Annotated in this window: 26 protein-coding genes; 13 read left to right on the top strand and 13 right to left on the bottom strand. The window is 72.6% G+C overall.

Features of this window, described 5'->3' with window-relative positions:
- Nucleotides 1-24: 24 nt before the first annotated feature.
- From AMIR_RS12055 to AMIR_RS12045, 3 genes are read right to left on the bottom strand one after another with little or no spacing between them, the layout of a single operon-like run.
- Nucleotides 25-855: a carbohydrate ABC transporter permease gene (locus AMIR_RS12055; RefSeq protein ID WP_015801235.1), complete on the bottom strand. Its 831-nt coding sequence runs from the start codon at nt 853-855 to the stop codon at nt 25-27.
- A complete protein-coding gene (locus tag AMIR_RS12050; RefSeq protein WP_015801234.1) occupies nt 855-1,739 on the bottom strand; it encodes a carbohydrate ABC transporter permease in 885 nt (294 codons plus the stop codon). The genes AMIR_RS12055 and AMIR_RS12050 overlap by 1 nt, the downstream gene beginning before the upstream one ends.
- Entirely contained in the window at nt 1,739-3,013 is a 1,275-nt protein-coding gene (locus AMIR_RS12045) for an extracellular solute-binding protein (protein WP_015801233.1), read from the bottom strand. The genes AMIR_RS12050 and AMIR_RS12045 overlap by 1 nt, the downstream gene beginning before the upstream one ends.
- Before the next feature lie 129 nt (nt 3,014-3,142).
- On the opposite strand from AMIR_RS12045, the gene AMIR_RS12040 reads away from it, so the two are divergent.
- Complete coding sequence (locus tag AMIR_RS12040) at nt 3,143-4,282, top strand: LacI family DNA-binding transcriptional regulator (protein WP_015801232.1); 1,140 nt, start codon at nt 3,143-3,145, stop codon at nt 4,280-4,282.
- Here the strand turns inward: AMIR_RS12040 and AMIR_RS12035 are convergent.
- The 4 genes from AMIR_RS12035 to AMIR_RS12020 form a co-directional block, all read right to left on the bottom strand.
- Nucleotides 4,272-4,898, bottom strand: coding sequence for a hypothetical protein (locus AMIR_RS12035; RefSeq protein ID WP_015801231.1), 627 nt, complete (start codon nt 4,896-4,898; stop codon nt 4,272-4,274). The two genes, AMIR_RS12040 and AMIR_RS12035, sit on opposite strands and share 11 nt — an antisense overlap.
- Nucleotides 4,899-5,071: 173 nt before the next feature.
- Nucleotides 5,072-5,917, bottom strand: a complete 846-nt coding sequence (locus AMIR_RS12030; RefSeq protein ID WP_240438900.1) for a siderophore-interacting protein — start codon at nt 5,915-5,917, stop codon at nt 5,072-5,074.
- Between the two features lie 125 nt (nt 5,918-6,042).
- Nucleotides 6,043-6,900: a TIGR03619 family F420-dependent LLM class oxidoreductase gene (locus AMIR_RS12025; protein ID WP_015801229.1), complete on the bottom strand. Its 858-nt coding sequence runs from the start codon at nt 6,898-6,900 to the stop codon at nt 6,043-6,045.
- A 284-nt stretch (nt 6,901-7,184) separates the two neighbouring features.
- Nucleotides 7,185-7,457, bottom strand: a complete 273-nt coding sequence (locus tag AMIR_RS12020) for a GlsB/YeaQ/YmgE family stress response membrane protein (protein ID WP_015801228.1) — start codon at nt 7,455-7,457, stop codon at nt 7,185-7,187.
- Nucleotides 7,458-7,615: 158 nt separating this feature from the next.
- Here AMIR_RS12020 and AMIR_RS12015 point away from each other — a divergent pair, with 158 nt between their 5' ends.
- The 3 genes from AMIR_RS12015 (at nt 7,616) to AMIR_RS12005 (ending at nt 10,156) form a co-directional block, all read left to right on the top strand.
- Complete coding sequence (locus AMIR_RS12015) at nt 7,616-7,981, top strand: RNA-binding S4 domain-containing protein (RefSeq protein ID WP_015801227.1); 366 nt, start codon at nt 7,616-7,618, stop codon at nt 7,979-7,981.
- Nucleotides 7,982-8,044: 63 nt separating this feature from the next.
- Nucleotides 8,045-9,070 (top strand): LLM class flavin-dependent oxidoreductase, encoded by a 1,026-nt coding sequence (locus AMIR_RS12010; RefSeq protein WP_015801226.1) that lies wholly within the window; start codon nt 8,045-8,047, stop codon nt 9,068-9,070.
- A gap of 435 nt (nt 9,071-9,505) precedes the next feature.
- Entirely contained in the window at nt 9,506-10,156 is a 651-nt protein-coding gene (locus AMIR_RS12005) for a hypothetical protein (RefSeq protein WP_041836716.1), read from the top strand.
- A gap of 55 nt (nt 10,157-10,211) precedes the next feature.
- Here AMIR_RS12005 and AMIR_RS12000 read toward each other — a convergent pair whose 3' ends face one another.
- Nucleotides 10,212-10,997, bottom strand: a complete 786-nt coding sequence (locus AMIR_RS12000) for an SDR family NAD(P)-dependent oxidoreductase (RefSeq protein ID WP_015801224.1) — start codon at nt 10,995-10,997, stop codon at nt 10,212-10,214.
- 251 nt (nt 10,998-11,248) lie between these two features.
- Here AMIR_RS12000 and AMIR_RS11995 point away from each other — a divergent pair, with 251 nt between their 5' ends.
- Nucleotides 11,249-11,854 (top strand): DUF6069 family protein, encoded by a 606-nt coding sequence (locus AMIR_RS11995; RefSeq protein WP_015801223.1) that lies wholly within the window; start codon nt 11,249-11,251, stop codon nt 11,852-11,854.
- A 188-nt stretch (nt 11,855-12,042) separates the two neighbouring features.
- On the opposite strand, the gene AMIR_RS35555 is transcribed toward AMIR_RS11995, so the two are convergent.
- A complete protein-coding gene (locus AMIR_RS35555) occupies nt 12,043-12,507 on the bottom strand; it encodes a MarR family winged helix-turn-helix transcriptional regulator (RefSeq protein ID WP_049796804.1) in 465 nt (154 codons plus the stop codon).
- Nucleotides 12,508-13,164: 657 nt separating this feature from the next.
- Here AMIR_RS35555 and htpG point away from each other — a divergent pair.
- Nucleotides 13,165-15,105 (top strand): molecular chaperone HtpG, encoded by a 1,941-nt coding sequence (gene htpG, locus AMIR_RS11985; RefSeq protein WP_015801221.1) that lies wholly within the window; start codon nt 13,165-13,167, stop codon nt 15,103-15,105.
- Between the two features lie 149 nt (nt 15,106-15,254).
- Complete coding sequence (locus tag AMIR_RS11980; protein WP_015801220.1) at nt 15,255-15,584, top strand: DUF6204 family protein; 330 nt, start codon at nt 15,255-15,257, stop codon at nt 15,582-15,584.
- Between the two features lie 70 nt (nt 15,585-15,654).
- On the opposite strand, the gene AMIR_RS11975 is transcribed toward AMIR_RS11980, so the two are convergent.
- Nucleotides 15,655-16,365 carry an SDR family NAD(P)-dependent oxidoreductase gene (locus AMIR_RS11975; protein WP_015801219.1) on the bottom strand — a complete coding sequence of 237 codons (711 nt, stop codon included), beginning with the start codon at nt 16,363-16,365 and terminating at the stop codon, nt 15,655-15,657.
- Nucleotides 16,366-16,451: 86 nt separating this feature from the next.
- Here AMIR_RS11975 and AMIR_RS11970 point away from each other — a divergent pair, with 86 nt between their 5' ends.
- Nucleotides 16,452-17,387 carry a helix-turn-helix transcriptional regulator gene (locus AMIR_RS11970; protein WP_015801218.1) on the top strand — a complete coding sequence of 312 codons (936 nt, stop codon included), beginning with the start codon at nt 16,452-16,454 and terminating at the stop codon, nt 17,385-17,387.
- 71 nt (nt 17,388-17,458) lie between these two features.
- On the opposite strand, the gene AMIR_RS11965 is transcribed toward AMIR_RS11970, so the two are convergent.
- Nucleotides 17,459-18,079, bottom strand: coding sequence for a hypothetical protein (locus tag AMIR_RS11965; RefSeq protein ID WP_015801217.1), 621 nt, complete (start codon nt 18,077-18,079; stop codon nt 17,459-17,461).
- A 344-nt stretch (nt 18,080-18,423) separates the two neighbouring features.
- Here AMIR_RS11965 and AMIR_RS11960 point away from each other — a divergent pair, with 344 nt between their 5' ends.
- Entirely contained in the window at nt 18,424-18,840 is a 417-nt protein-coding gene (locus AMIR_RS11960; protein WP_015801216.1) for an RbsD/FucU family protein, read from the top strand.
- 170 nt (nt 18,841-19,010) lie between these two features.
- Complete coding sequence (locus AMIR_RS11955; protein WP_015801215.1) at nt 19,011-19,562, top strand: snapalysin family zinc-dependent metalloprotease; 552 nt, start codon at nt 19,011-19,013, stop codon at nt 19,560-19,562.
- A gap of 123 nt (nt 19,563-19,685) precedes the next feature.
- Here AMIR_RS11955 and AMIR_RS11950 read toward each other — a convergent pair whose 3' ends face one another.
- Nucleotides 19,686-20,258 carry a TetR/AcrR family transcriptional regulator gene (locus AMIR_RS11950; protein ID WP_118946008.1) on the bottom strand — a complete coding sequence of 191 codons (573 nt, stop codon included), beginning with the start codon at nt 20,256-20,258 and terminating at the stop codon, nt 19,686-19,688.
- A gap of 173 nt (nt 20,259-20,431) precedes the next feature.
- Between AMIR_RS11950 and AMIR_RS11945 the strand changes: the two genes are divergently transcribed.
- On the top strand, nt 20,432-21,691 hold the full coding sequence (locus tag AMIR_RS11945) for an MFS transporter (RefSeq protein WP_049796803.1): 1,260 nt from the start codon (nt 20,432-20,434) through the stop codon (nt 21,689-21,691).
- Between the two features lie 11 nt (nt 21,692-21,702).
- Here the strand turns inward: AMIR_RS11945 and AMIR_RS11940 are convergent, their stop codons facing one another.
- Nucleotides 21,703-22,161, bottom strand: coding sequence for an Lrp/AsnC family transcriptional regulator (locus AMIR_RS11940; RefSeq protein WP_015801212.1), 459 nt, complete (start codon nt 22,159-22,161; stop codon nt 21,703-21,705).
- 152 nt (nt 22,162-22,313) lie between these two features.
- Here AMIR_RS11940 and AMIR_RS42685 point away from each other — a divergent pair, with 152 nt between their 5' ends.
- Together AMIR_RS42685 and AMIR_RS11930 are read left to right on the top strand one after the other, a co-directional pair.
- Nucleotides 22,314-22,973, top strand: coding sequence for an AzlC family ABC transporter permease (locus tag AMIR_RS42685; RefSeq protein WP_015801211.1), 660 nt, complete (start codon nt 22,314-22,316; stop codon nt 22,971-22,973).
- Nucleotides 22,966-23,292: a branched-chain amino acid transporter permease gene (locus AMIR_RS11930; protein WP_015801210.1), complete on the top strand. Its 327-nt coding sequence runs from the start codon at nt 22,966-22,968 to the stop codon at nt 23,290-23,292. The genes AMIR_RS42685 and AMIR_RS11930 overlap by 8 nt, the downstream gene beginning before the upstream one ends.
- Nucleotides 23,293-23,740: the final 448 nt, after the last annotated feature.

The following is a 23,740-nucleotide window of genomic DNA, read 5'->3' as shown; positions in this document are numbered from 1 at the left end:
TGGATTTGTCGCGGGGCACCGGGATCATCCCTTCACCGAGCCCGCGAGGCCGCCGACGATGCGGCGTTCGGCCAGGGCGAAGAAGCCCAGTGCGGGGAGCATGGACAGGGCGGTGAACGCCAGCACTCGTGCGGTGTCCTGGGAGTACTGGGCCTGGAAGGTCGCGACGCCCAGGGGCAGGGTGAAGCTGGTCTGGTCGTTGAAGACCAGCAGGGGCAGCAGGTAGGCGTTCCAGCTGGTGACGAAGGCCAGGACCGCGACGGTGGCCAGGGCCGGGGTGGAGAGGGGCAGGAGGACCCGCCAGAAGAAGCCGAGCCTGGTCGCGCCGTCCAGGGTCGCGGCGTCCTCGATCTCCTGCGGGATCGCGCGCATGAACGGGCGCAGGATCACGATGGTGACGGGGAGGGAGAACGCGGCCTGCGGGAGCGCCACTCCCCAGGTGGATTCGAGGAGGCCCAGCTGGCGCAGCCAGGGGTAGAGGGGAAGGGCGGCCAGGCCCACCGGGAACAGCAGGCCGAGGGTGAACAGGGTGTAGACGGCCTCGCGGCCCTTGAAGCGGTAGCGGGACAGGGCGAAGCCCGCCGCCGCGCCGCAGGCGATCGCGAGGAGCGTGGCGGCCAGGGCGATCGTGGCGCTGTTGCCCAGGAAGCGCCAGAACTCCCACGAGCCGAGGATCGACGCGTAGTTGTCCAGCACCCACGGGGCGGGCAGGCCCGCCGGGTCGTCGTTGATCTGGGCGTTGGTGCGGAAACCGCCGAGCACCACGAACAGCAGCGGCACGACGGTGATCCCGACGACCGCGATCGCGGCGGTGTACCCGGCGGCGAGCCCGGTCCTGGTGTGCGTGGCGGCCATCAGCCCAGCGCCCCCTCGGTGTCGCGGCGCAGCGCGAAGCGCTGGTACAGCAGGGCGAACGCGAAGCAGACCACGAACACCAGGACCGCGACGGCGCTGCCGTAGCCGATCTCGTAGCGCTTGAAGCCGTGGTCCACCAGGTAGGTCGCCATGGTGGTGGAGGCGTTCGCCGGGCCGCCCAGGGTCATGATCCAGACCAGGTCGAACAGCTGGAGCGAGCCGATGACCGACAGGAACACCCAGATGCGGACGGTCGGGCCGAGCAGCGGCAGCAGCACGTGCCTGGTGGTCTGCCACGGGGTCGCGCCGTCCAGCGCGGCGGCCTCGCGCAGCTCCTCGGGGATGCCCTGGAGCCCGGCCAGCAGCAGGATGATGCCGAAGCCCAGGTACTTCCAGGTGATCACGCCGAACAGGGTGTAGAGCACCACCTCCGGGTCCGCGAGCCACTGCTGCACGAGGTCGCCGAGGCCGACGGCGCCGAGCACCCGGTCGGCGAACCCGCCGGGTTGCAGCACCATCAGCCACACCACGGCGGTGATCGCCTCGGACAGCACGTACGGGGCGAACACGATGGCGCGCAGGGCCGCCCGACCGCGCAGGCGGCGGTTGAGCAGCAGCGCGAGGCCGATGCTCAGCGGCAGCTGCACCGCGATCGACAGGACCGCGATGACCGCGTTGTGCCAGAAGGCGTCCTGGAACACCTTCCCGGTCAGCGCGTCGGCGTAGTTGCGCCAGCCGACGAAGTCGGTGAGCGGGCCGAAGCCGTTCCAGTCGTAGGCGCTGTAGAAGCCCGCGATCGCCATGGGGGCCAGGACGAACAGCCCGAACAGCAGGAGCGCCGGGGTCAGCAGCAGCGCCAGTTCCAGCCTGCGCGCCACCGGCATCACTTCGCCCCGTCCGCCGCCTCGTTGACCGCGTCGACGATGCCCTGAGGCGAGCCCTGGCCCGCGAACAGGTTCGCGACGGCCTCGTTCAGCGCGGCGCCCACGTCGGTCGGGAAGGCCCGGTCGAAGTACATCTGCACGTACGGCGCATTGCGGCCGTGCTCGGCGACGGTCTTGAGGTTCTCGGTCTTGAGCGCGGTGACGGCGGCCTCGTTGACCGGCAGGCCGGTGCCCGCGGCGGCGAGCTTGTTCTGGATCTCCGGGCCGATCAGGTACTCCAGGAACTTCGCGCAGGCGGCTGCCGCGCGGGTGGTGCAGGAGAAGCCGTCACCGCCGCCGAGCACGGCCGCCGGGTCGCCCTGGCCACCGGGGACGGTCGGGAACGGGAACCAGCCGACCTTGCTGTCCAGGTCCTTGTCCTCGGTGAGGGAGGACATGGTGCCGGGGTTCCAGTCGCCCTGCAGCTCCATGGCGGCCTTGCCGTTGGCCACCAGGCCCGCCGAGCTGCCCGCGCCCTGCTGGGCGGGGGTGCCGTTGAAGCCCTCCTGGAACGGCTCGGTCCGCAGGAAGTCCACCAGGTCCTGGCCCGCCTTGACCCAGCACGGGTCGTCGAGCTTGAGGTTCTTCACCGAGGACTCGATGGTCTGCTGCGAGCACTCGCGGACGGCGAAGTAGTTCCAGTAGAAGGCGTCCGGCCAGCGGTCCTTGCCGCCGACGGCGATCGGGGCGAGCCCGGCGGACTTGAGCTTGGCGACGGCGGCGTTCAGCTCGGCCATCGTGGTGGGCGGGGCGCTGATCCCGGCCTGGGAGAACAGGTCCTTGCGGTACCAGAAGCCCACGACGTGCTGGGCGAACGGGACGCCGAGCTGGCGGCCGTCGACCTGCCAGCCCTTGGCGAAGTCGCCGATGGTGGAGATCCACGGCTTGCTCGCGTCGGTGATGTCGGCGAGCTTGCCGGAGGTGACCTGCGAGGCCAGGTCGCCGCCGCCCCACTGCTGGTAGACGTCCGGCGGGGTGGGCGACTGGAGCGCCAGGGGGATCTTGGTGGAGAAGCCCTCGTTCTGGATGGGCTGGGCCTCGATCGTGATGTCCGGGTTCTTGCCCTGGTAGTCGGTGACGACGTCCTGCCAGACCGTCTTGATCGGGTCGGAGGTGCCGTTGTGCCACCAGGTGAGGGTGATCGGGCCGGTGGGCTCCTGCGGGGCAGCCGGGCCTCCGCAGGACGCGAGCAGGGAGAGCGCCGCTGCGGCGGCCAGTGCTCGGGTTAAGCGCATGAGGGGTCCACTCCTGACGTCGTCGGCCGAGTAGGACGTGCATGGGCTGAGCTGCCAGCGAGTCTGGCCCTCGGTAAATTCTCGTGTCAATCGTTATCGATAACGTTTTACTTCTTGTACTCTGCTGGCGTGCAGCCCGGTCCCCGCGCCACCATCCGAGACGTCGCCGCGCGGGCGGGCGTGTCCGTGGCCACCGTGTCCAAGGTGATCAACCAGCGGCACGGGGTGGCCGCCGCGACCTCCGCCAGGGTCAGGGCGGTGATCGAGGAGCTGGGCTACGAGGCCAGCCTGGTGGCGCAGAGCCTGCGCAACCACCGCACGAACGTGATCGGCGTGCTGGTCGCGGACCTGGAGCCGTTCAGCACCGAGCTGCTCAAGGGCGCGGCGGGCGCGATCCGGGGCAGCGGGTACGAGCTGGTGGTGTACTCGGCGGGCGGCGACCAGGCCGGGTGGGAGAAGCGGTACCTGTCCCGGCTCAGCGGGACGCTGGTCGACGGGGCCGTGGTGGTCACCCCGGCGGTGGTGCTGGAGGGGCTGCAGGGCACGCCGGTGGTGGCCGTCGACCCGCACACCGGGCCGTCGCGGGTGCCGACGATCGACTCGGACAACCTGCGCGGCGCCTGGGCCGCCACCTCGCACCTGCTGGCGCTGGGGCACCGGCGGATCGGGTTCCTGGCCGGGCGGCCGGACCTGCAGTCCGCGCAGCTGCGCGAGGCCGGGTGGCGGGGCGCGCTGACCGAGGCCGGGGTGGCGGTGGACGAGTCGCTGGTGCGGGTCGGCGGGTACGACCCGGCGGTGTCGCTGGGGGTGGCGCGCGAGCTGCTGACCTCGGCGGACCGGCCGACGGCGGTGTTCGCGGCGAACGACCTGTCGGCGATCGCGACCGTGGAGGCGGCGCGCGGGCTGGGGTTGCGGGTGCCCGAGGACCTGTCGGTGGTGGGGTTCGACAACCTGCCGGACTCGGCGCTGTGCACGCCGCCGCTGACCACGGTGGACCAGCCGATCCAGGAGATGGGGCGGCGGGCGATCGAGTGGTTGATCGCGCTGATGCGGGGCGACGGGGTGGGCGGGGAGCACCACCTGACGTTGGACACGCGGCTGGTGGTGCGGGGGTCGACCGGGCCGGTGGGTGGCGGCGCCGCTGCGGCTGGCGGGTCGGTGGGCGGCGGGTCGGCGGCCGGCGGGTCGGCGGGTGGCGGGCCGGCGGCCGGGAGTGCTGCGGGCGCGGTGCGCGAGGGCGCTGCGGGTGGGGGCGCGGCTAGCGGGTGAGCTTCCTGGGCAGGCAGTCGGCGGTGGGCAGGTTCGCGGACGCGCACCAGGTCTCGACCTCGGCGGAGTCCGCGAACGGGCCGGGGTGGAAGCCGACGAGGTAGCCGGGGCGCAGCGAGGAGTAGTCGGAGCTGAGCAGCAGGGGGACGTCGGTCCCGGTGCGCAGCGAGAACTCGGACAGCGTCGTCTCCAGCGTGCCCGGCGGGGCGCCGACGGCCACCGAGAACAGCTGGGCGATCCAGCGGCCGTCCAGGTGCCAGGGGTCGGTGATGGGCTCCGGCGGGATCGGGAGGTCCCGCGGGGCGGGGGTGTCGACCGGTGGGGCCTGGGCGCTCGGGGGCGGGGTGCTCGGCGCCGGGGACCCGGTCGTGGGCGCTGCGGACGTGGGCGAGCCCGACGGGGGTGACGCGGGTGGGGTCGTGGCGTCCGGCGCGGTGGCGGGCGGGGTGTCCTCGGCGCGGATCGCGCTCGGGATCGGGGCGGCCCTGCCCGGCAGGTCGGGTTCCCGGCCGAGGTAGGCGATCAGGCCCACCACCAGGCACGGGAGCACCAGCAGCGCGGTGACCGCGTGCCCGGTGAGCCCGCCGGTCGCCCTCGCGCGCCCCAGCGCCACCACGTCCCCCCTCCGCGACCGGGTCGCCCGGTCGTCGTGCTGGGTGGTTCGCGGGCGCGGGGGGCGGTGTTAGCGGGCGCGTCCCGCTGCCCGCCGAACGGAGCAGCGGCGCGCGTGGTGGTCGGGAGGGCCCGGCCTCGGGGGGCGTGGACCGGGGCCTCCCGACCGGCTCCCGGTCAGTCCTCCTCGACCGGCTCGTGGGCGGTCTCCTCCGGGCGGCCCTCGCGCCAGTAGCCGCAGAAGTAGACGCGCCTGCGGTCGACGCCCAGGTCCTTCACCAGGTGCCTGCGCAGGCCCCGAACCAGGCTCGACTCCCCCGCGAGCCAGGCGTAGCCCGGTCCCTCGGGAACGCCCTCGGCGCGGATCGCCTCCAGCAGCGGGGCGTCGACGCCGCGCACCAGCCAGGTCGTGTCGACCTCGCCCTCGGTGCGCCACTCCTGCCGGTCGCTCGGGCTCGGGACCTCCAGCACGACCCGCGCGCGCACGCCCCTCGGCAGGGACTCGACGATGCCGCCGATCGCGGGCAGCGCGGTCTCGTCGCCCGCGATGAGCTGCCAGGCGGTGTCGGCGGGCGGGGCGTAGTCGGCGCCCATGCGGGCCGGGTTCTCCGGGACGTGGTGGGCGTTCGGGGCCAGGATGACGGTCCGGTCGCCGACCGCGGCCCTGCCCGCCCAGGTGGAGGCGGGGCCGGTGTCGCCGTGGCGGACGAAGTCGATGTCGATCTGGCCGTGGCGCACCGCGCGCAGCGTGTAGGTGCGCATCGCCGGGCGCTCCCGGTCGGGCAGCTCGCGGAAGCGGGTGTACCAGTCGGCGCCGGTCGGCACGGTCAGGCCCGTCTGCCCGGACCGGGGGAAGAACAGCTTGATCCGCTGGTCGGGTCCCCAGGTGCGCACGTCGCGCAGCGCGGGGCCGCCGAAGGTCACCCGCACCATGCTGCGGCCGAGCGCCTTCGTGGCCAGCACCTCGGCGTCGAAGTGCCGGAACGGTTCCGTCGTCGGGTTCGCCATGACCTCTGCTGCCATGACATTAGGCTAGCCTCGCCTATTTCCGAATGGAGTAACCGGGGGCGGCGAACGCCACCGCGAGTGGGTCCCGGTGGCCGCGTCCGGGTCGGGATCACCCGAACGCGGCAGCGGGAACCCGCAGCTCAGGCCGTCTTCGCCAGCAGGTCGGCGAAGCGGTCCAGCGCCTCGGACGGCTCGTCCACCACGTACGACAGGTCGACGAACAGGTCGTCGAACCCGGCCTGCGCCGAGGCCAGCGCGGTGTCCGCGAGGGCGCTCAGCGGGGTGTCGCGGCGGGCGTTGAGGCGCAGCACGGCCGGGGTGGGCGCGCCGATCTGCTCGCGGACGGCCACCAGCGGGGCCGGGTCCTGCGCGGTGGTCCCGACCTGCAGGACCGGCAGCCAGCCCGCGCCGCGCCGGGCGATGCGCTGGAGCGCGGTCTTCGAGAAGCCGCCCAGGTGCACCGGGGGCTTGCGGGCGGGCTTGAGGTCCACGTAGCCGGCCGGGACCGAGTGGTGCTCGCCCTCGTAGGACAGGACGTCGGCGGTCCAGGCCAGGTCGAGGAGGTCCAGCGCCTCGTCGAAGCGCGCGCCCCTGCCCTTCCACGGGACGCCGGACGCCTTGTACTCGTCGGGCGACCAGCCGATGCCGAACCCCGGCAGCAGCCTGCCGCCGCTGAGCAGGTCGATCGAGGTGAGCAGCCGGGCGAGGGCCACCGGCTGGTACCAGGGCAGGTTCAGCACGCTGCTGCCGAGGGTGGCGGTGGAGGTGTGCGTGGCGACCGCCGAGAGCAGCGCGAACGGGTCGAAGACCCGGCGGAACTCGGCCGGGACGTCGTCGCCGCCCGCGTAGCCGACGACGGGCTCGGCGGGGGCGTACAGGCGGTCGGCGACCCACAGGCTCGCCGCGCCGAGGCGCTCGGCCTCGACGGCGAAGGGGATGATCTCGTCCACGCGCCTGCTCTGGGGACCGAACTGGGGTAACGCGATACCGATGCGCATGTGGTGGTCAACGCGGGACGGGGGTTGAGGCTTCCCCGCCGGGGCGGTCCTGTCCGGAACAGGTCACGGGACGGCGCTTTCGGGCAGCGCGGTGGTGTGCGGGGTGGTGGTGGCGGGGCAGTGGTGACAGCGCGGCGGTGACAGCGCGGCGGTGACAGCGCGGTGGAACCGAGGGGTGCCACGACCGGGCGCGCGCAGCCGGTTCGCACCGGGCGCGCGCCCGGCCTGCCGGTCGGCGCGGCCTGGGATCCGCGCCCACCGGGACCTGGGGACCCGAGGAGGGTCTAGTGCAGGCTCCGCCTGCCGTAGGCGCCCGCGGCGATGCCGACGCCCACCACCGACAGGGCGAGCTGGATGAGGAACTCGATCCAGTCGAAGCCCCGCGTGTCGCCGATGCCCGCCGCGTCGGCGACGAGCGTGCCGAGGAACGCGGCCAGGATGCCCACGACGATCGTCAGCCAGATCGGGATGTCCTGCTTCCCCGGCCTGATCAACCGGCCGAGCACGCCGATGACCAGACCGACGAAGAGCGCGCCGACGAAGCTGCTGAAGCCCACTCTGCCCTCCACGGATCGTGATGGCGGCGGGGTACCCGTTCCGGCGCGCGCTCACGCTTCCGGGGCGGCGATGCGCGGTGACCAGGCGGTTCCGGGGTGGTGGGGCGCGCGCGGCGGGTGGTTTCCCCTCCGGGCGGGGTTGCCGGGATGATGGGGTGATGGAGTCCACCCGCGTGGACCGCTGGCTGTGGGCGGTCCGGCTGACCAAGACCCGCCCGGACGCGGCGGACGCCTGCCGGGGCGGGCACGTGCGCGTCAACGACCGGCCCGCCAAGCCCGCGACCGTCGTCGTGCCCGGCGACGAGGTGCGGGCGCGGGTGAACGGGGTCAACCGGGTCGTCGAGGTGGTGCGGGTCATCCAGAAGCGGGTCGGCGCGGAGGCCGCGTCCACGTGCTTCATCGACCGCACCCCCAAGCCGCCGCCCGAGGCCGCCGTGCCGGTCGCGCACCGCGACCGGGGCGCGGGGCGTCCCACCAAGCGGGAACGGCGGGAGTTGGACCGGTTCCGCGGTGGCACGCTGTGATCGGGACGCGGTGAGCGCGCCCCCGCGGGCGACCGTCCCGTGTGGACCACCGCGGAGGACACCGTGCCGCTCCCGTCCGAGCCGCTGCGCAAGCTCGGCTTCCTGACCATCGGGCTGTTCGACCCGGAGGACCCGGCCAAGGGGCACGAGTCGACCCTCCAGGTGCTGGAGCTGGGCGAGCGGCTCGGCTTCGACAGCGCCTGGGTGCGGCACCGGCACCTCCAGCACGGCATCTCCTCGCCGGTCGCGGTGCTGGCCGCCGCCACCCAGCGCACGAAGCGGATCGCGCTGGGCACGGCCGTGATCCCGCTCGGCTGGGAGAACCCGCTGCGGCTGGCCGAGGACCTGGCGACCGTGGACGTGCTGTCCGGCGGGCGGCTCAACCCCGGTGTCAGCGCGGGCAGGCCGATGGGGTTCGACCGGGTGAAGGACGCGCTGTACCCGGAGACGGCGGACGTGGAGGAGCTCGGGCACGAGCGGGCCCGGCGGCTGCTCGGGTTCCTGCGCGGGGAGCCCGCGAGCGACTTCGAGGGCACCGAGGGGATCGAGCAGTTCTCCCGGCGGGTGCAGCCGCACTCCCCCGGCCTGGCCGGGCGGCTCTGGTACGGGGCCGGGAGCCTCGGGTCGGCGCGGTGGGCCGGGGAGAACGGGGTGAACCTGCTGACGAGCAGCGTGGTGCGGGCCGAGGAGTCGGAGGACTTCGCGCAGGTGCAGGCCTCGCACATCCGGGCGTTCCGGGCGGCTCACCCGGACGGGGCCGCGGCGCGGGTGTCGCAGGGGCTGGTGGTGGTGCCGACGGACAGCGCGGACGCCCGGCAGCGGGAGCGGTACGAGCGGTACGCGGAGGCGCGGCTGCCGCGCACGCGCGCGCCGCAGGGGCCGGGGCGGGTGCTGTTCGCGCCGGACCTGGTGGGGACCTCGGAGCAGATCGCGGAGCGGCTGCACGCGCACGCCGGGTTCCGGGAGGTGGAGGAGGTGGCGTTCGCGCTGCCGTTCACCTTCGAGCAGGAGGACTACGAGCAGATCCTGAGCGACATCGCCGGGAAGCTCGGGCCTGCGCTGGGGTGGTCGCCCGCGGCGGTGGGGTAGGGCGCGCGGTGGGCCGAGGCGGGTGCGACGGGCGGGCAGGCCGGGCAGAGGCGGGGTGAGGCGGGAGGCAGAGCCATTTGGTCACGTAGTGGAACGGACACACCGCCGTCGCGGGTTCGATAGGACACGCGACAGCGGTGACACTGCGGGGAGCAGGTGGCGCTTGTGCGGCTCAACCGCCACGAACTGCACTTAAACGCAACTACGCCCCCGGCTTGTTGACCAAGCTGGGGGCGTGCTGTAGACTCGGAAGGTGACACACATACAAGTGTCGCCACACTAAGACTTTGTACCTCCGCAAGGACAAAGCTAGTACGGGGGTTGATCAAAGTCAACCCATTACCCCCTCTCAGGGGGTGTTGGTGAGCACACCGCTCACACCGTCGAGGAGTGGCTCCCCACCAGTGCGCACAGTGCACAGCAAGGAGCGCGACCTTGAGACATTCCGACACCGGACATCCCGGTTCACTCGCCCTGCACACCTTCTCCAGCTACCTGACAGCTCGCACGTACCAGCAAGCCCTGACGATGGTCCGCGACCACAAAAAGTGGATGACCGATCCGTCCTCACGGGCTCACAGCTGCTACATGCCGCTGCGTCGAGGCTTGATCAGGGCCTTGAACTCGACCGATCCCCGGCAAACGCTCCAGGATGTAGTGGACCGAGTGGCGACCCGCCCCCGTCCCGCGTGGATGGGGCCGGTATACGCACAGATGGCGGACAACTTCCACCAACTGCGTCCCACCGGGGGAACCGGCGTTCCGACTCATCAAGCCGAGTGGGTCATCGACGGGCTCACTCTCGTGGCGAAGGACCTGCTGGGCATTCGCACGCCTCAGGGCGGATTGTTGCTGGTCCTGCCGCACATGAACAAGGAAGAGCTGGACCGGGAAGCCGCCGACCTGCTGCTCGGGGTGCTGTCCGAGGTCGTGGACCTGGTGCTGCCCGGTGCGACGCCGGAGGTGTGGGACATGCGCCGCGGCAAGCGCTTCCGGCTACGTGGAAATGCCAATCGCACGACCCTGCGGGTGGCGCTGCAGGGGTACATCGCCAAGTACCAGCGGGAGTGGGCGTTGATCGCCTGATCATCGGGTAGCGGTGGCCGTTCACCAAGATGGGCGGCCACCGCAACCGAGCGCGTCAGCGCAGGTGCGACGCCCCGTTGAGGTCCAGCACCGCGCCCGACGCCCACGCCGCCTCCGGCGACGCGAGGTAGAGCACCGCCGCCGCGACCTCCTCGGCCGTGCCGACGCGGCCGAAGCGGCTCTGGGCGCGCAGGTCGCCGCCGGTCTCGCCGGACAGCTTGTCCTCCTGCCGCTCGGTCGCGATGAAGCCCGGCGCGACCGAGGCGACCGCGATGCCGTGCGGGGCCAGCGACACCGCGATCGACTGGCCGAACGCGTGCAGCGCCGCCTTCGTCGCGCCGTACGCCGGGTGGTCCGGCTCGCCCCGGTACGCGCCGCGCGAGCCGATGTTCACCACCCGGCCCGGCACCGCCCTGGCGACCATGCGGGCGACCACCCGGTGCGTCAGGTCGACCGTGCCCAGCAGGTTGACGTCCACCGACCTGCGCCACACCCGCCGCCAGTGCTCGTAGGAGACCTCGGCGATCGCGTGCGCGGTGTCCTCGGTCGGCGCGGTGGCGGCGTTGTTGACCAGCACGTCCACCCCGCCCAGGCCGTGCTCGGCCGACTCGGCGACCAGCTCGGCGGCCTCCGGGTCGGACAGGTCGCCGCGCACCAGCACGTGGCCGCCGCCGGGCAGCTCGGCCAGGGTGCGCTCGGCGTCGGCCCGGTTGTGGGCGTAGTGCACCGCGACCCGGTCGCCGCGCCGGGCGAACGCGAGGGCCGTGGCGCGGCCGATGCCCCTGGAGGCGCCGGTGACCAGGACGCCGCGCGTCTCGTCCGGCGGCTTCGGACCGGTCATCGGTGGCTCCTGTCGGGTGATCGTGCCGGGGTCTCCCGGCCGGGAGCCTTTGCGAGCGGTGCTCAGCTTCGCCGGTCGCGATCGACCGCGTCAACGGGCCGGTGGCGACCGGGGGTCGCGGGGAGCGCCCGACGGGCGGCCACCACCCCACGGACGTGCGGCGTTCCCCCGGTTGGCGCGGTTGGGGAGCGCGCAGGCGGGAAACCCACCCCGGCGACGAGGACCGCGTGCGCACCCGGAGGAGGCAGGTCATGGCGGAGGACCGCAGGAGGACCCGGTTCGAGCCCGTCGCGGACGTCGAACCGCGACGCGCGGAGGCGCTCCCCCGGCCCCGCCCCGGCGAGGTGGAGGAGACCGCGGTGCTGCCGCAGCCGGTGGAGCGCGAGGTCCACCAGGCCGCGAGGCCCAAGCCGGAGCGGCTGTTCGACGCGGGGCGGCTGTGGGCGGGCGGCGTGGCCACCGCGCTGGTCGCCGGGCTGATCTCGGTGGTGGGCATCCTGGTGGCCAGGGGGCTGCTCGGGGTGCCGGTGCTCGCGCCGCAGGGCGAGGGCGCGTGGGGCAACGCGAGCACGATGACGTACTGCGTGGCGTGCGCGGTGGTGGCGCTCGGGGCGACCGGGCTGGCGCAGGTGCTGCTGGCGACCACGCCCAACGGGGCCCGGTTCTTCGGCTGGATCATGGTGCTGCTGACCGCGATCGCGGTGGTGCTGCCGCTGAGCGTGGACTTCGACCCGGAGTCGAAGGTGTTCACGGCGGTGCTGAACCTGGTGATCGGGCTGGTGGTCACGGTGCTGGTGCGCGGGGTGGTGACCAGCGCGCAGCGCGCCGTGGTCACCGGCAGGCGCGACTGGCGGTAGCGCGCGGCAGGCAGCAGAGCGCGGCAGGCAGCAGAGCGCGACGGCGAACGGCGCCGCGATCCCCCGGTCGGGGAGGTCGCGGCGCCGTTCGCACGTCCGGCCGTTGACGCGTTCGGCCGTTGACATGGGCGGCCGTTGACATGGGCGGCCGTTGACCGGCCGGGCCCGCGCCGATCAGTCCGCGCCGATCAGTCCGCGCCGGTCGGCTCCTCCCCCGGCGCGGCGTCCGTCTCCAGCACGGCGACCAGCCTGCGCACCTCGCCGTCGCGCACGTCCGGCACCGCGTCGAGCAGCCTGGCGTCCAGGCTGTTCAGCACGCGGTCGGCGGCCGTGAGCATCTCGCCGCCCGCGCCCGTGACGTCCAGCAGCGACCTGCGGCCCCGGCCGGTCCGCGAGCGCTCGACCGCGCCGAGGTCCTCCAGGCGCAGGATCGTGGCGTGCGCGCTCTGGGCCGTGATCCCCATGCGCCGGGCCAGGTCGCTGCCCGACAGCTCCGCGCCCCGCGCCAGGTGGCCCAGCGCGTCCAGGTAGCGCAGCGTCAGGCCGTAGTCGGCCAGCTCGTCCTCGATGCGGCGGCGCGCCGAGCGCCCCGCCTCGACCAGCGCCATCGCCAGGTACCCGGCGAAGGCGGATTCAACCCCCTGCGTGTCCACAGCAGACAAAGCGGTTCCGCTCCCTCCACATTCCGCTCGCCCCATCCCCCGCACGAACGCGCCACCGATCGTCCACAGCGGACTCCGAGCCCAGGACACCCCGACCTGGCGCGGATGCGGTGGCCCGCCCTCCCAGTATGGCGGGACCGCGGCGGCGGCACTCGGAAAACCGAAAAACCGGAGTCGATTGCTTTCCGCACAAATGCAGATCAAACGCGGTCGGACCGGTGGCGGCGGTGGGGGCGCGCGGCTTTTCCCCGACCGCGCGGACCTGCCGCGACGTCCTCCCCCGCCCGACCCCCAATCGCCGGGAAAGCCCTTGCCTCCTGCGGGTTCCCCGCAACCTCGCGGCTCAACCCCGGTGCGGCCCCGCGCGCCCGGACGCCGGAACCCGGTCCCACGATTTCACACCGATCACACCCGGAGCGTTGTTTTCGGGCGTGCCCGAACGTTTCCCCGAAGGCGGGCGAGAGCGAGTAGGACTTTCCCGGCCGATGCCGCGGGGGTGGTGTTTAGCGCGGGCGCATACTCCCCCTCCGGGCCACGTTTTCCCGAGTTCCGGGCGGGCCGGACCGGGCGGTTCCGCTCGGGGGGCGCGCCCGCTCGATATCATGGCGGGTCGGCAGTCCCGATCGAATCGCAAGAGAGGTCACGCACGTGGAAACGCTGGAGTTCCAGACCGAGGCGCGCCAGCTCCTCAACCTGATGATCCACTCGATCTACTCGAACAAGGACACGTTCCTTCGCGAGCTGGTGTCGAACTCCTCGGACGCGCTGGACAAGCTGCGCTTGGAGGCGTTCCGCGACAAGGACCTGGACGTCGACGTGTCGGACCCGCACATCGACCTGGTCCCCGACCCGGTCGCGCGCACCCTGGTGATCAGGGACAACGGCGTCGGCATGTCGCGCGACGAGGTCGTCGGGCTGATCGGCACGATCGCCAGGTCGGGCACCGCCGAGTTCCTGCGCAAGATGAAGGAGGCGCAGGACTCCTCGCAGCAGGAGCTGATCGGCCAGTTCGGCATCGGGTTCTACTCGACGTTCATGGTCGCCGACCGGGTCGTCATGGTCACCAGGCGGGCCGGGCACGACAAGGGCGTGCGGTGGGAGTCCACCGGCGAGGGCAGCTACACGATCGAGGAGGTCGACGACGCGCCGCAGGGCACGTCGGTGACCCTGCACCTCAAGCCCGCCGACGAGGAGGACCAGCTCCCCGACTACACGTCGGCGGCGAAGCTGACCGAGATCGTCAAGAAGTACTCGGACTTCATCACCTGGCCGGTGCGGTTGGTCGAGCCCGCCCCCGCCAAGCCGGTCGCGGAGGACGCGGCCGAGGGCGAGGGCGCGGCGGAGGGCGAGGGCGCCGAGGCGCCCGCCGCGCCGGAGCCGAGGGTGCTGAACTCGGGCAAGGCGCTGTGGGCGCGGTCGTCCAGCGAGGTGTCGAAGGAGGAGTACGCCGAGTTCTACCGGCACGTCAGCCACGACTGGAACGACCCGCTGGAGACCATCCGGCTCCAGGCCGAGGGCACGTTCGAGTACCAGGCGCTGCTGTTCCTGCCGTCGCGGGCGCCCATGGACCTGTTCATGCGCGACCACAAGCGCGGCGTGCAGCTCTACGTGAAGCGCGTCTTCATCATGGACGACTGCGAAGAGCTCATGCCCGAGTACCTGCGGTTCGTCAAGGGCGTGGTGGACGCGCAGGACCTGTCGCTGAACGTGTCGCGGGAGATCCTGCAGCAGGACCGGCAGATCCAGCTCATGCGGCGCAGGCTGGTCAAGAAGGTCCTGTCGACCATCAAGACCATGCTGAACGACCGGCCCGAGGACTACGCGGTGTTCTGGCGGGAGCTGGGCACCGCGCTCAAGGAGGGCCTGCTCAGCGACGTCGACAACCGCGACGCGATCCTCGCGGTGTGCTCGTTCGACTCGACCGAGGACGCCGAGAAGAAGACCACCCTGGCGCAGTACGTCGAGCGGATGAAGGACGGCCAGGAGCACGTCTACTACATGACCGGTGACTCGCGCACCGCCGTGGAGAACTCCCCGCACCTGGAGGCGCTGCGCGCCAAGGGGTACGAGGTGCTGATCATGACCGACCCGATCGACGAGATGTGGGTCGACTCGGTGCCGGGCTTCGACGGGCGGACGTTCCAGTCGGTCGCCAAGGGGCAGGTGGACCTGGAGAGCGAGGAGGAGAAGGCCGCGGCGGCCGAGCGCGTCGCGGACTTCGCCGAGCTGACCTCGTGGATGGCCGGGCTGCTGTCCGAGCAGGTCAAGGAGGTGCGGCTGACCTCGCGGCTGACCACCTCGCCGGCGTGCGTGGTCGGCGACGAGCACGACCTGACGCCCACGCTGGAGAAGATGTACCGGGCGATGGGGCAGGAGCTGCCGCCGGTCAAGCGCATCCTGGAGCTGAACCCGGAGCACCCGCTGGTGTCGGGGCTGCGGACGGCGTTCGCGGAGCGGGAGGACCGGGAGTCGCTGACCGGGACCGTGGAGCTGCTGCACGGGATGGCGCTGCTGGCCGAGGGCGGGGAGCTGGGCGACCCGTCGCGGTTCGTGCGGCTGCTGGCGGAGAACCTGCAGCGCGGGCTGTGAGGTCGCGGGCTTGAGGTCGCGGGCGCATCGTTCCCTCGCGGGGGGCGGCGCGCCCGTAATCCCGTTGCGGGCGGCCGGGCCGGGTGAGCAGGATGGCGCGGTTTCCGGGGCGTCCGGTTCACGGGCGTCCGCGTCGTCAGGAGGAGCGCGTGGCCGATCACACCTACCGGGTCATGGTGCGCGGGAGGTTCGCCGAGCTGGACGAGACCGGGCGGGCGCGGTTGCTCGCCGAGGCCGGGGAGCACGACGTGCTGCGCGGCGGGTTCTCCGACGAGGGCGCGCTGAGCTACGACGCGAAGCTGGACTTCTTCAGCTTCCGGGTGCAGGTCCGGGCGGCCGAGGACGCCGGGGAGCGGGCGGTGTCCGAGCGCGGGATGGCGCTCGCCGGGCGGGCCGTGGACGCGCTCGGGGTGGACTTCCGGGACATGAAGGCGACCGTGACAGACGTCGACCTGATCAAGGTCAAGCGGAAGCGGTAGCGGGAGCGGGTTTGGGGGGCGCGACCCCGGTGGTGCCGGGGTCGCACGGGCGGGGTGGGGCCGTGCGGGGTCACCAGGGCATCGGTGCGCCGTCCCAGGAGTGGAAGCCGCCGGTGGGGCCGTCCGCGTCGAGCAGGGCCAGGCGGACCGCGCCCGCCGCGCCCTCGGCGGGGTCGCCGCCGAGTTCGGCGGCCCGGGCGTTGAGGTCGGTCGCGCGCAGGCCGGGGGCCAGGGCGTTGACCTTGAACGGGTCGCCGAGGGACTGGGCGTAGAGGACGGTCAGGGCGTTCAGCGCGGTCTTGGCCGAGCGGTAGGCCGCCGCCGCGCCCCGGTAGGCGCCCATGCCCGCCGGGTCGGCGGACGCGGTGAGCGAGGCGGTGCCGCTGGAGACGTTCACGATGCGCGGGGCCCTGGAGCGGCGCAGCGCGGGCAGGAACGCGTTGGTGACGGCGACCACGGCGACCACGTTGGTCTCGTAGACGCGGCGCAGGACCTCGGGGGTGGTGTCCTCGGCGGTGGAGCCCTCGTCGGAGATGCCCGCGTTGTTGATCAGGACGTCCAGGTGGTCGGTGGTGGCGGCGGCTGCGGCGATGGACGTCGGGTCGGTGACGTCCAGGAGCAGGGGGTGGGCGTTCGGGCCGATGGCGGCTGCCGCACGGGCGCCGCGCTCGGGGTCTCGGGAGCCGACCAGGACGGTGTGGCCCAGGTCCGCGAGCTGCTGGGCGATGTGGCGGCCGATGCCCTTGTTGGCCCCGGTGACCAGGGCGGTGGGGGTGTTCACGGGGACGACGGTGCCTCGGGTGGGGGCGGGCAGCCAGGGACGAGGTGTACCAGGGAGGGGACTGGTTCGCAATCGGGAGGTGTTCGGTGGCGCGGGTGGAGTTGGCGAGGTTCCTGCGGGAGCGGCGGGAAGGGGTGTCGCCGGAGGCGGTGGGGTTGCCCGCCGGGGGTGTGCGGCGGACGCCGGGGTTGCGCCGGGAGGAGGTGGCGCGGCTGGCGAGCGTGTCGGTGGACTACTACGTGCGGTTGGAGCAGGCGCGTGGGCCGCGGCCGTCGGCGGGGGTGCTGGAGGGGGTGAGCGGGGCGCTGCGGTTGTCGGCTGCCGAGCGCAGGCACCTGTTCCGGTTGGCGGGGGTGGCCGCGCCCGCGGCGGGTGGGCCGGTGCGGGTGGTGCGACCGCACGTGGCGGCGTTGCTGGAGCGGGTCGGTGGGGCGGCTGCGCTGGTCACGGACGCGACGTACGAGGTGGTGGCGGCCAACTCGGTGGCGCGCGCGGTGTTCGGCGGGCGGCCGGGGAACCTGGCCAGGGCGCGGTTCCTCGGGGGTGGGGGTGGGGACGCGGTCGGGGGCGGCGGGATGGCCGCGGTCAGCGGGGGTGAGGAGTTCGGGGCGATCGTGGTGGCGCGGCTGCGGCGGGCCTCGGCGCGGTACCCCGGTGACGCGCGGCTAGCCGGGCTGCTGGGTGAGCTGCGGGCGGGGAGCGCGGAGTTCCGGGCGGTGTGGGACAGCGATCCGGTGCGGGAGGCGGGGCACCGGCGGAAGGTCGTGGCGCATCCCGAGGTCGGGGAGCTGCGGGTGGCGTGCGACGTGCTGGAGGTGCCCGAGGACGACCAGCAGGTCGTGTTCGTCACCGCCGATCCGGGGAGCGCGTCGGAGGCTGCCCTTCGGGAGCTGGCGGGGCGGGGGTCGGCCCTGCGGGAGTCTGCGGGGCGGGAGTCTGCGGTGCGGGAGTCTGCGGTGCGGGAGTCTGCGGTGCGGGAGTCGGCGGGGCGGGAGTCGGCGGCGGCGCGGGCGCGACGGTGATCGCGCCCGCGCTTCTCCACCGGGTGGTCGTGCGCCGGGCCCGAGGAGCGTGGGTCGGGCCGGTCGGCGGGTCAGACGATCGCGGTGGTGGTGATCACCGGGTTCGGGTCGGGGTAGCAGGCCGCCGGGACGCTGACGTCGAACAGCACGCGCACGATCGCCGTCGCGGTCAGGCCGGGGTCGGTGTAGCCGGTGCCGTACAGGGTCGTGGTCGCGGTGGTGCCCGGCGCGCCCGCGACCACGTTCAGGGTGATGGTCGGCAGCTCGAACGACGCGCCGCCGCTGACCGGCCCCGTCGCGGTCAGGGTCGCGACGCCGCCGCTGACGGACAGGGCCGTCGTGCCGACGTTCACGCCGCCCGAGACGGAGCCCGAGGCGAACGTGGTGTTGGCCGGGATGGGGACCTTGAACACCAGGTTCTGCACCCGGCGCAGGGTGAAGCCGCCGACCGACGCGGGCGCGGTGGCGGCGGCCGGGTCGACCACGATCGCGAACGTGCTGCCGGAGGCGGCGGTCGCGGGCGCGGAGACGTCGGCGGGTTGGGTGAGCGAGAAGTCCTGGGTGCCGAAGGGCGTGTCGGCGCGGCAGGCGTAGGCGACGGTGGTGGGCGTGGCGCTCGCGGTCGGTGCGAGCGCCAGCGCGGGGAGGATGGCCAGGAGGGCGGCTGCGGCACGGCGCAGGGTCGGCTTCATGGGTCTCTCACCTCGTCCGGTCGGTGGTGTGTGGAGTCCGCGCGGCCCAACCATGGTTGCGCCGGGCGGACGTGTCGGACAAGGGGTGGGGGCGCGGGCGGAAAGCGCCTTCCCGAGCGTGGGAGCGCCCACCGTCAGCGGGCGCTGCTCCGAACGGGCCACCGGCGGGCGCCGAGTGGTGCGGCGGGCCACCCGCACGGCCCAGCGGTGGCAGCGGGCAGGCGTCGGGTGGCGGTGGGCGGACTTCGGGCGGGTGGACTCGAATTCCTCCTTGCGCCAAGGTGGAAAACGTAGTGTTAGCGTTCACATTGGTCCGTTCGCACCACCTCCGGGAGGCCGCCCAGATGCTCCGCTACCCGCTGCTGCACCCGCCCCTGCTCGCCGTGCTCGCCGCGTCCGGCCATGGCAGCAAGGTGCTCATCGCCGACTCGAACTACGCCCACCGCACCAACGTCCACCCCGCCGCCGAGATCGTGCACCTGAACCTGACGCCGGGGCTGCTGACCGTGGACCAGGTGCTCGCCCCGGTGCTGACGGCGGTCCCGGTGGAGGCGGCGCACGCCATGCGGCCCGACGAGGGCGGCACGCCGGAGGTGTGGGCCGACTACGAGCGGCTGCTCGGGCCCGACCTGCCGCTCCAGCCTCTGGCGCGGCAGGACTTCTACGACACCTGCAAGTCGTCCGACCTCGCGGTGTGCGTGGCCACCGGCGACACCCGGCTGTACGCGAACGTGCTGCTGACGATCGGCTTCGTGGCGTAGCGGCGGGTCCTTTGCGCGCGCTTGGGCCGGCGTTGGCAGGGCGTTGACCGGCGGACCGGGTTACCTACTTGTGGGGGCTGGCGGGTCGGCGGCGGGGCTGGTTGCTTGGAACGCAGGGCCCCACCCTGCACCGGGGTCCCGCGTTTTCCCTGTGACACGAGGAGACGACCATGCTCGTGCGAAAGGTCGCGCGCGCCTTCGTAGCCGCGCTCGGTCTGCTGCTGCCGCTCGCGGTGGTGGCGCCGGTGGCGTCGGCGGAACCGGTGGCGCTGGCGCGCACCCTGTACTACGACACCAGCCAGGCCCAGGAGTTCGCCGCCGACTGGGACGTGGCCGCCGCGAACTGGAACAAGTCGGTGAGCAACGTCAAGCTGGCGAAGCGCACGTCGACGTCCGGCGTGAACATCCGGATCTACGCGGACAACGGCTGGCCGCGCGCCTACCCCGGCACGCTGGGGAACGGGACGGTCTACATGGGGCGCGAGGCGGTGAACCAGGGGTACTACCGGCCCCGGATCGCGACCCACGAGATCGGGCACCTGCTCGGGCTGCCGGACCGGCGGACCGGGTTGTGCACGGACCTGATGTCGGGGTCCAGCGCGCCGGTGGCCTGCAAGAACGACCTGCCCAGCGCGGCCGAGAAGGCCGAGGTGGAGCGGCGGTTCAGCGGGTCGGCGGCGGTGACCGCGAAGGCGGTCGCGGAAGCGAGCTACGTGTACTGAGCGGGAGTCGGTCACGCGGGCCGGGCGGAAGCCGGTCGCGCGTGCCGAGCCCGGCGGGCGGGGGCGGGTCCGGCGTGTGCCGGGCCCGCTCTTCCCGTTCCCGGCGCTGCTTCCCTCGCCTTGTCAGGACCAGGCTTTGAGCAGGAGCTCGGCGTGCGCGTCGAGGAGTTCGGGGGAGAACTCGTCGTCCACTTCGAGGACCCGCGTGAGCACCGGCCCGACCAGCTGGGCGGAGGCGAGCGCGGGGGGCGGCATCGCGGGCGCGACGGGCCGGACGCGGCGGAGCACCTCGCCGGTCGCGGTGCTGACGACGTCGGCCTCGCGGACGAGGTCGCGCACCGCCGGGTCGTGCTGGGCCTCGCCGAGGAGCGCGCGGTAGGCGAGGCCGGCGGGTGAGGTGGTGAGGAAGCGCCCGAGGGCGTCCAGGTACGACACCAGCTCGGAGCGGGCGGTGGGCAGCGGAGCGGCGACCAGCTCCTCGCGCACGTCCTCCAGGCACGCCTCGACCAGGATCTCGGCCTTGGTCGCCCACCACCGGTAGACGGTCTGCCGCCCGACCCCGGCCCGCTCGGCGATGCCCTTCATGGTCATGGCCGCGTACCCGACCTCGACCAGCAGGTCGTCGGCGGCTTCGAGCACCGCCCTGCGCGCCACGTCGCTCCGGGGCCTGCCGGGACCGGCTGAGTCTTGTGCCACGGTCGCAGTTTAGCGAGACATCGTGTCTCGGAACTGTGGTAGCGTCCCCGGCGCCCGAATACGAGACATGGTGCCTCGTTTTTTGAGGGTGGAGGAGGGACGGACCGATGTGCTCCGCCTGCGGCACGCCCGGACACGTTACGCCCGGACACGTTGCCGGGAGTGGGACGGCTTTGACGGGGACGGAGCAGAGCAGCCCGACGGGGCGGGTGGCGCGGTTCGCGGCGTTGCGGAACCGGGATTGTCGGCCGTACCTGTTCGGCACGGGGTTGGCGATGATGGCCGACAACATCGAGCACGTCATTACCTATTGGGTGCTGTGGGAGCGCTTCCACTCCCCCGCGCTCACCGGGTTCCAGGTGATCAGCCACTGGGTGCCGTTCCTGCTGCTGTCGGTGTGGTTCGGCGGGCTCGCGGACCGGTACGACTGCCGGAGGCTCATCCAGGCCGCCCAGGGGCTGTTCATGCTCGTGTCGGCCGCCTGGGGCGTGCTCTTCCTGACCGGGACGCTCCAGGTGTGGCACGCCTGCGTGCTGCTCGTGCTGCACGGGTGCGCCGGGGCGATGTGGGGGCCCGGCGAGCAGATGCTGCTGCACGACTTCGTCTCGCGGGAGGAGCTGCCCAGCGCGGTTCGGCTGAACGCCACGTTCCGGAGCCTGGGGGTGCTGTTCGGGCCGGTGGTCGGGTCGGCGCTGCTGCTGGGGCTCGGGCCGACGTGGGGGATCTTCGCGAACATCGCTTTCTACCTGCCGCTGACGCTGTTCCTGTTCCGGACGCGGTTCACCGGGCACCTGCGGGAGGGCGGGCGGAAGGCCCGCGTGGGGATCAAGGACGCGGTTCGGGTGCTGCGGGACGTGCGTGGCGACCGGACGTTGGTGAGCATGATCGCGCTGGCGGGGTTGGGGTCGTTCCTGGTGGGCGCCTCGATGCAGTCGGCGATGCCGGTGTTCGCGCACGACCTGGGGGTGGGGGCGGGGTCCGCGGGGGTGGCGTACGGGGTGCTGCTGTTCGCCAACGGGGCCGGCGGGGTGATCGGCGGGCTGGTGCTGGAGGCCACCGGGTGGGTGCGGCCGAAGGTCGGGGCGGCGATCGTGGCGACGGCGCTCTACGGGGTGACCACGGTGGTGTTCGCGCTGTCCGGGAACTACGGGGTGGCGGTGGTCGCGCTGGTGGTGGGCGGGGTGGCGAACCTGGCGTCGATGTCGATCACGCAGACGGTGGTGCAGCTGCTCGCGCCCGCTGCGGACCGGGGGCGGGTGATCGGGTTGTACAACGTGTCGGCGGGTGGGTTGAAGGCTGGTAGCGGGTTCACGGTGGGGTTGTTGGGGGCCGCGGTGGGGCTGCACTGGTCGTTGGCGGTCAGCGCGGGGGTGCTGGTGGTGGGGGCCGGGGTGGTTGCGGCGCACGCGTTTCGGGGGCGGGTGGCGGGTTAGGGCCTGGTCGGTCAGGTCGTCTTCTTGAGGGTCTTCATGTTCTGGTGGGAGATGATCCGGTTGACGGCTTTGAGGGTGCTGAGCTTGTTCATGATGAAGCCCTCGTAGGCGGCGCTGTCCTTGACGTTGACGCGGAGGTAGTAGTCGGGGAGGCCGAAGAGCCTGAGGACCTCGGTGACCTCGTCGTAGGAGGTGATCGCGGCCTCGAAGTCGACGACGGTCTGGCGGTCGTTGAACGTGATCTCGACGGCGACCACTACCTCGAACGGGCGTCCCGCGGCGGTGGGGTCCAGGACGGCTCGGTAACCGGCGATGACGCCGTCGCGCTCCAGGCGCTGGACCCGGCGCAGGCAGGGGGCCGGGGTGAGGCCGACTCGGCGGGCCAGCTCGGTGTTGCTGAGCCTGCCGTCCTCGGAGAGTTGCAACAGGATTGCTCGATCTGTGTCGTCTAGTTTGGGTTTGTTGCTCATTTGGCGATTATAGGGCGACGTAGAGCAATCCAAGCGCGGGTTCGGGGACATAAAGTTGTGGCATGTCGGTTTCTTCCCCTGCCGCTGTTGAGGGCCATGTGGACCACGTGGGCCTCGTGGAGAGCGGTGGTGTGTCGCGAGGGCTTCGGGACATGCTCCCGGCGGCGCTTGGCGCGGTGCCGCTTGGGCTTGCGTTTGGTGTTCTTGTCACCCACACGGGGCTCGCCTGGTGGTGGGGGACGGTGTTCGCCTCGGTGGTGTTCGCCGGGTCGTTCGAGTTCCTGCTGCTGGGGCTGGTGATGGCGGTGGCGCCGTTGTCGCAGATCGCGGTGACGGCGTTCCTGGTGAACTTCCGGCACGTGTTCTACGCGCTGTCGTTTCCGCTGCACCGGGTTCGGGGGGCGGGGGCGAAGGTGTACAGCACGTTCGCGTTGACGGACGAGGCTTGGGCGTTGACCGCGTCACCTGGGGCTCGGGAGTGGAGCCGGGGGCGGATCCTGGCGATCCAGGGCGGGTTCCACGTGGTGTGGGTCGCGAGCGTGACGGCGGGTGGGCTGGTCGGGAACCTGGTGCCGGAAGGTGTGCACGGGCTGGGGTTCGCGTTGACCGCGTTGTTCTTGGTGCTGGGGATCGACGCCTACCGGGTGCGGCGGAGGTTGCCCGCGCCGATCGCGGCGGTGGTGTGCGCGGTGGTGGCGGGGGCGTTGTTCGGCGAGGGGATGTTGGTGGGGGCGATGGGGTTGTTCACCGGGTATCTGGTGGTGACGTTCCTGGTGGAGCGGCGGAGGGGGCGGAGGGGGCGTCGTGCCTGAGGCTCCGTACTTGGTTGCGGCGGTGTTGGTGAGCGCGGGGGTGACGTGGGGGTTGCGGGCGTTGCCGTTCACGTTCCTGGGGCGGTTGCGGTCCAGCGAGTTGCTGGCCCACGTGGGGGACGGGTTGCCGGTTGGGGTGATGTTGATCCTGGTGTTGCACACGGTGCGGGACACGGATCTGGTGGATCTTCGGCAGGCGGTTCCGGTGGGGGTTGGGTTGGTGGTGACGGGTGGGTTGCACCTGTGGCGGGGGAATGCGTTGTTGAGCATTTTCAGTGGGACTGCGGCGCATGTGGCGTTGGCCAGCGCGTTGTGGTGACGGGGTGAGGGGCTGAGGAGCAAGGGCTGAAGAGCAAGGGCTGAGGAGCAAGAGCTGAAGAGCAAGGGCTGAAGAGCTACAAGCACGCCTCGCCGGCGGGGCAGACCTCCAAAAAAGAGGGACACGGGCTCTGCCGGCCGGTGGCGCTTGGTGCTGTGGTCCCGTTTACCACTGCGGTGGGCGGGGTCCCTCTTCTCCGTGTGGCCTCCTTTCAGGCAAGCACGCTCGTCAAGACGCCGTTTGACACCCCGGTCTTCCGGGCGGTGCGGCGGCATCTTGACGAGCGTGCTCGGGCTTCGCCAGGCCAAACGGAGAAGAGGGACGCGGGAATGGGGCTGCGTGGGCTCGCTGCGCTCGCCCCGCAGCCCGCGAAGCGGTCAGCCCGCGAGTGAGGTCGGCCTGCGAGGCGGTCGGCCCGCGGGGCGGTCGGCTTGCGAGTGCGGTCGGC

Origin of the sequence: Actinosynnema mirum DSM 43827 (assembly GCF_000023245.1) — a bacterium.
Classification (GTDB): Bacteria; Actinomycetota; Actinomycetes; order Mycobacteriales; family Pseudonocardiaceae; genus Actinosynnema; species Actinosynnema mirum.
This window is presented reverse-complemented; position numbering and strand designations above follow the sequence as displayed.

Excerpts from the sequence above, each read along its gene's own strand:
- AMIR_RS12000 (WP_015801224.1), bottom strand. The coding sequence starts at position 10,997 with ATGACCGGTCCGAAGCCGCCGGACGAGACGCGCGGCGTCCTGGTCACC.
- AMIR_RS11940 (WP_015801212.1), bottom strand. The coding sequence starts at position 22,161 with ATGAGCAACAAACCCAAACTAGACGACACAGATCGAGCAATCCTGTTG.
- AMIR_RS11995 (WP_015801223.1), top strand. The coding sequence starts at position 11,249 with ATGGCGGAGGACCGCAGGAGGACCCGGTTCGAGCCCGTCGCGGACGTC.
- AMIR_RS12015 (WP_015801227.1), top strand. The coding sequence starts at position 7,616 with ATGGAGTCCACCCGCGTGGACCGCTGGCTGTGGGCGGTCCGGCTGACC.
- AMIR_RS11955 (WP_015801215.1), top strand. The coding sequence starts at position 19,011 with ATGCTCGTGCGAAAGGTCGCGCGCGCCTTCGTAGCCGCGCTCGGTCTG.
- AMIR_RS42685 (WP_015801211.1), top strand. The coding sequence starts at position 22,314 with ATGCTCCCGGCGGCGCTTGGCGCGGTGCCGCTTGGGCTTGCGTTTGGT.
- AMIR_RS12030 (WP_240438900.1), bottom strand. The coding sequence starts at position 5,917 with ATGGCAGCAGAGGTCATGGCGAACCCGACGACGGAACCGTTCCGGCAC.
- AMIR_RS11965 (WP_015801217.1), bottom strand. The coding sequence starts at position 18,079 with ATGAAGCCGACCCTGCGCCGTGCCGCAGCCGCCCTCCTGGCCATCCTC.
- AMIR_RS12045 (WP_015801233.1), bottom strand. The coding sequence starts at position 3,013 with ATGCGCTTAACCCGAGCACTGGCCGCCGCAGCGGCGCTCTCCCTGCTC.
- AMIR_RS12050 (WP_015801234.1), bottom strand. The coding sequence starts at position 1,739 with ATGCCGGTGGCGCGCAGGCTGGAACTGGCGCTGCTGCTGACCCCGGCG.
- AMIR_RS12055 (WP_015801235.1), bottom strand. The coding sequence starts at position 855 with ATGGCCGCCACGCACACCAGGACCGGGCTCGCCGCCGGGTACACCGCC.
- AMIR_RS12025 (WP_015801229.1), bottom strand. The coding sequence starts at position 6,900 with ATGCGCATCGGTATCGCGTTACCCCAGTTCGGTCCCCAGAGCAGGCGC.
- AMIR_RS11960 (WP_015801216.1), top strand. The coding sequence starts at position 18,424 with ATGCTCCGCTACCCGCTGCTGCACCCGCCCCTGCTCGCCGTGCTCGCC.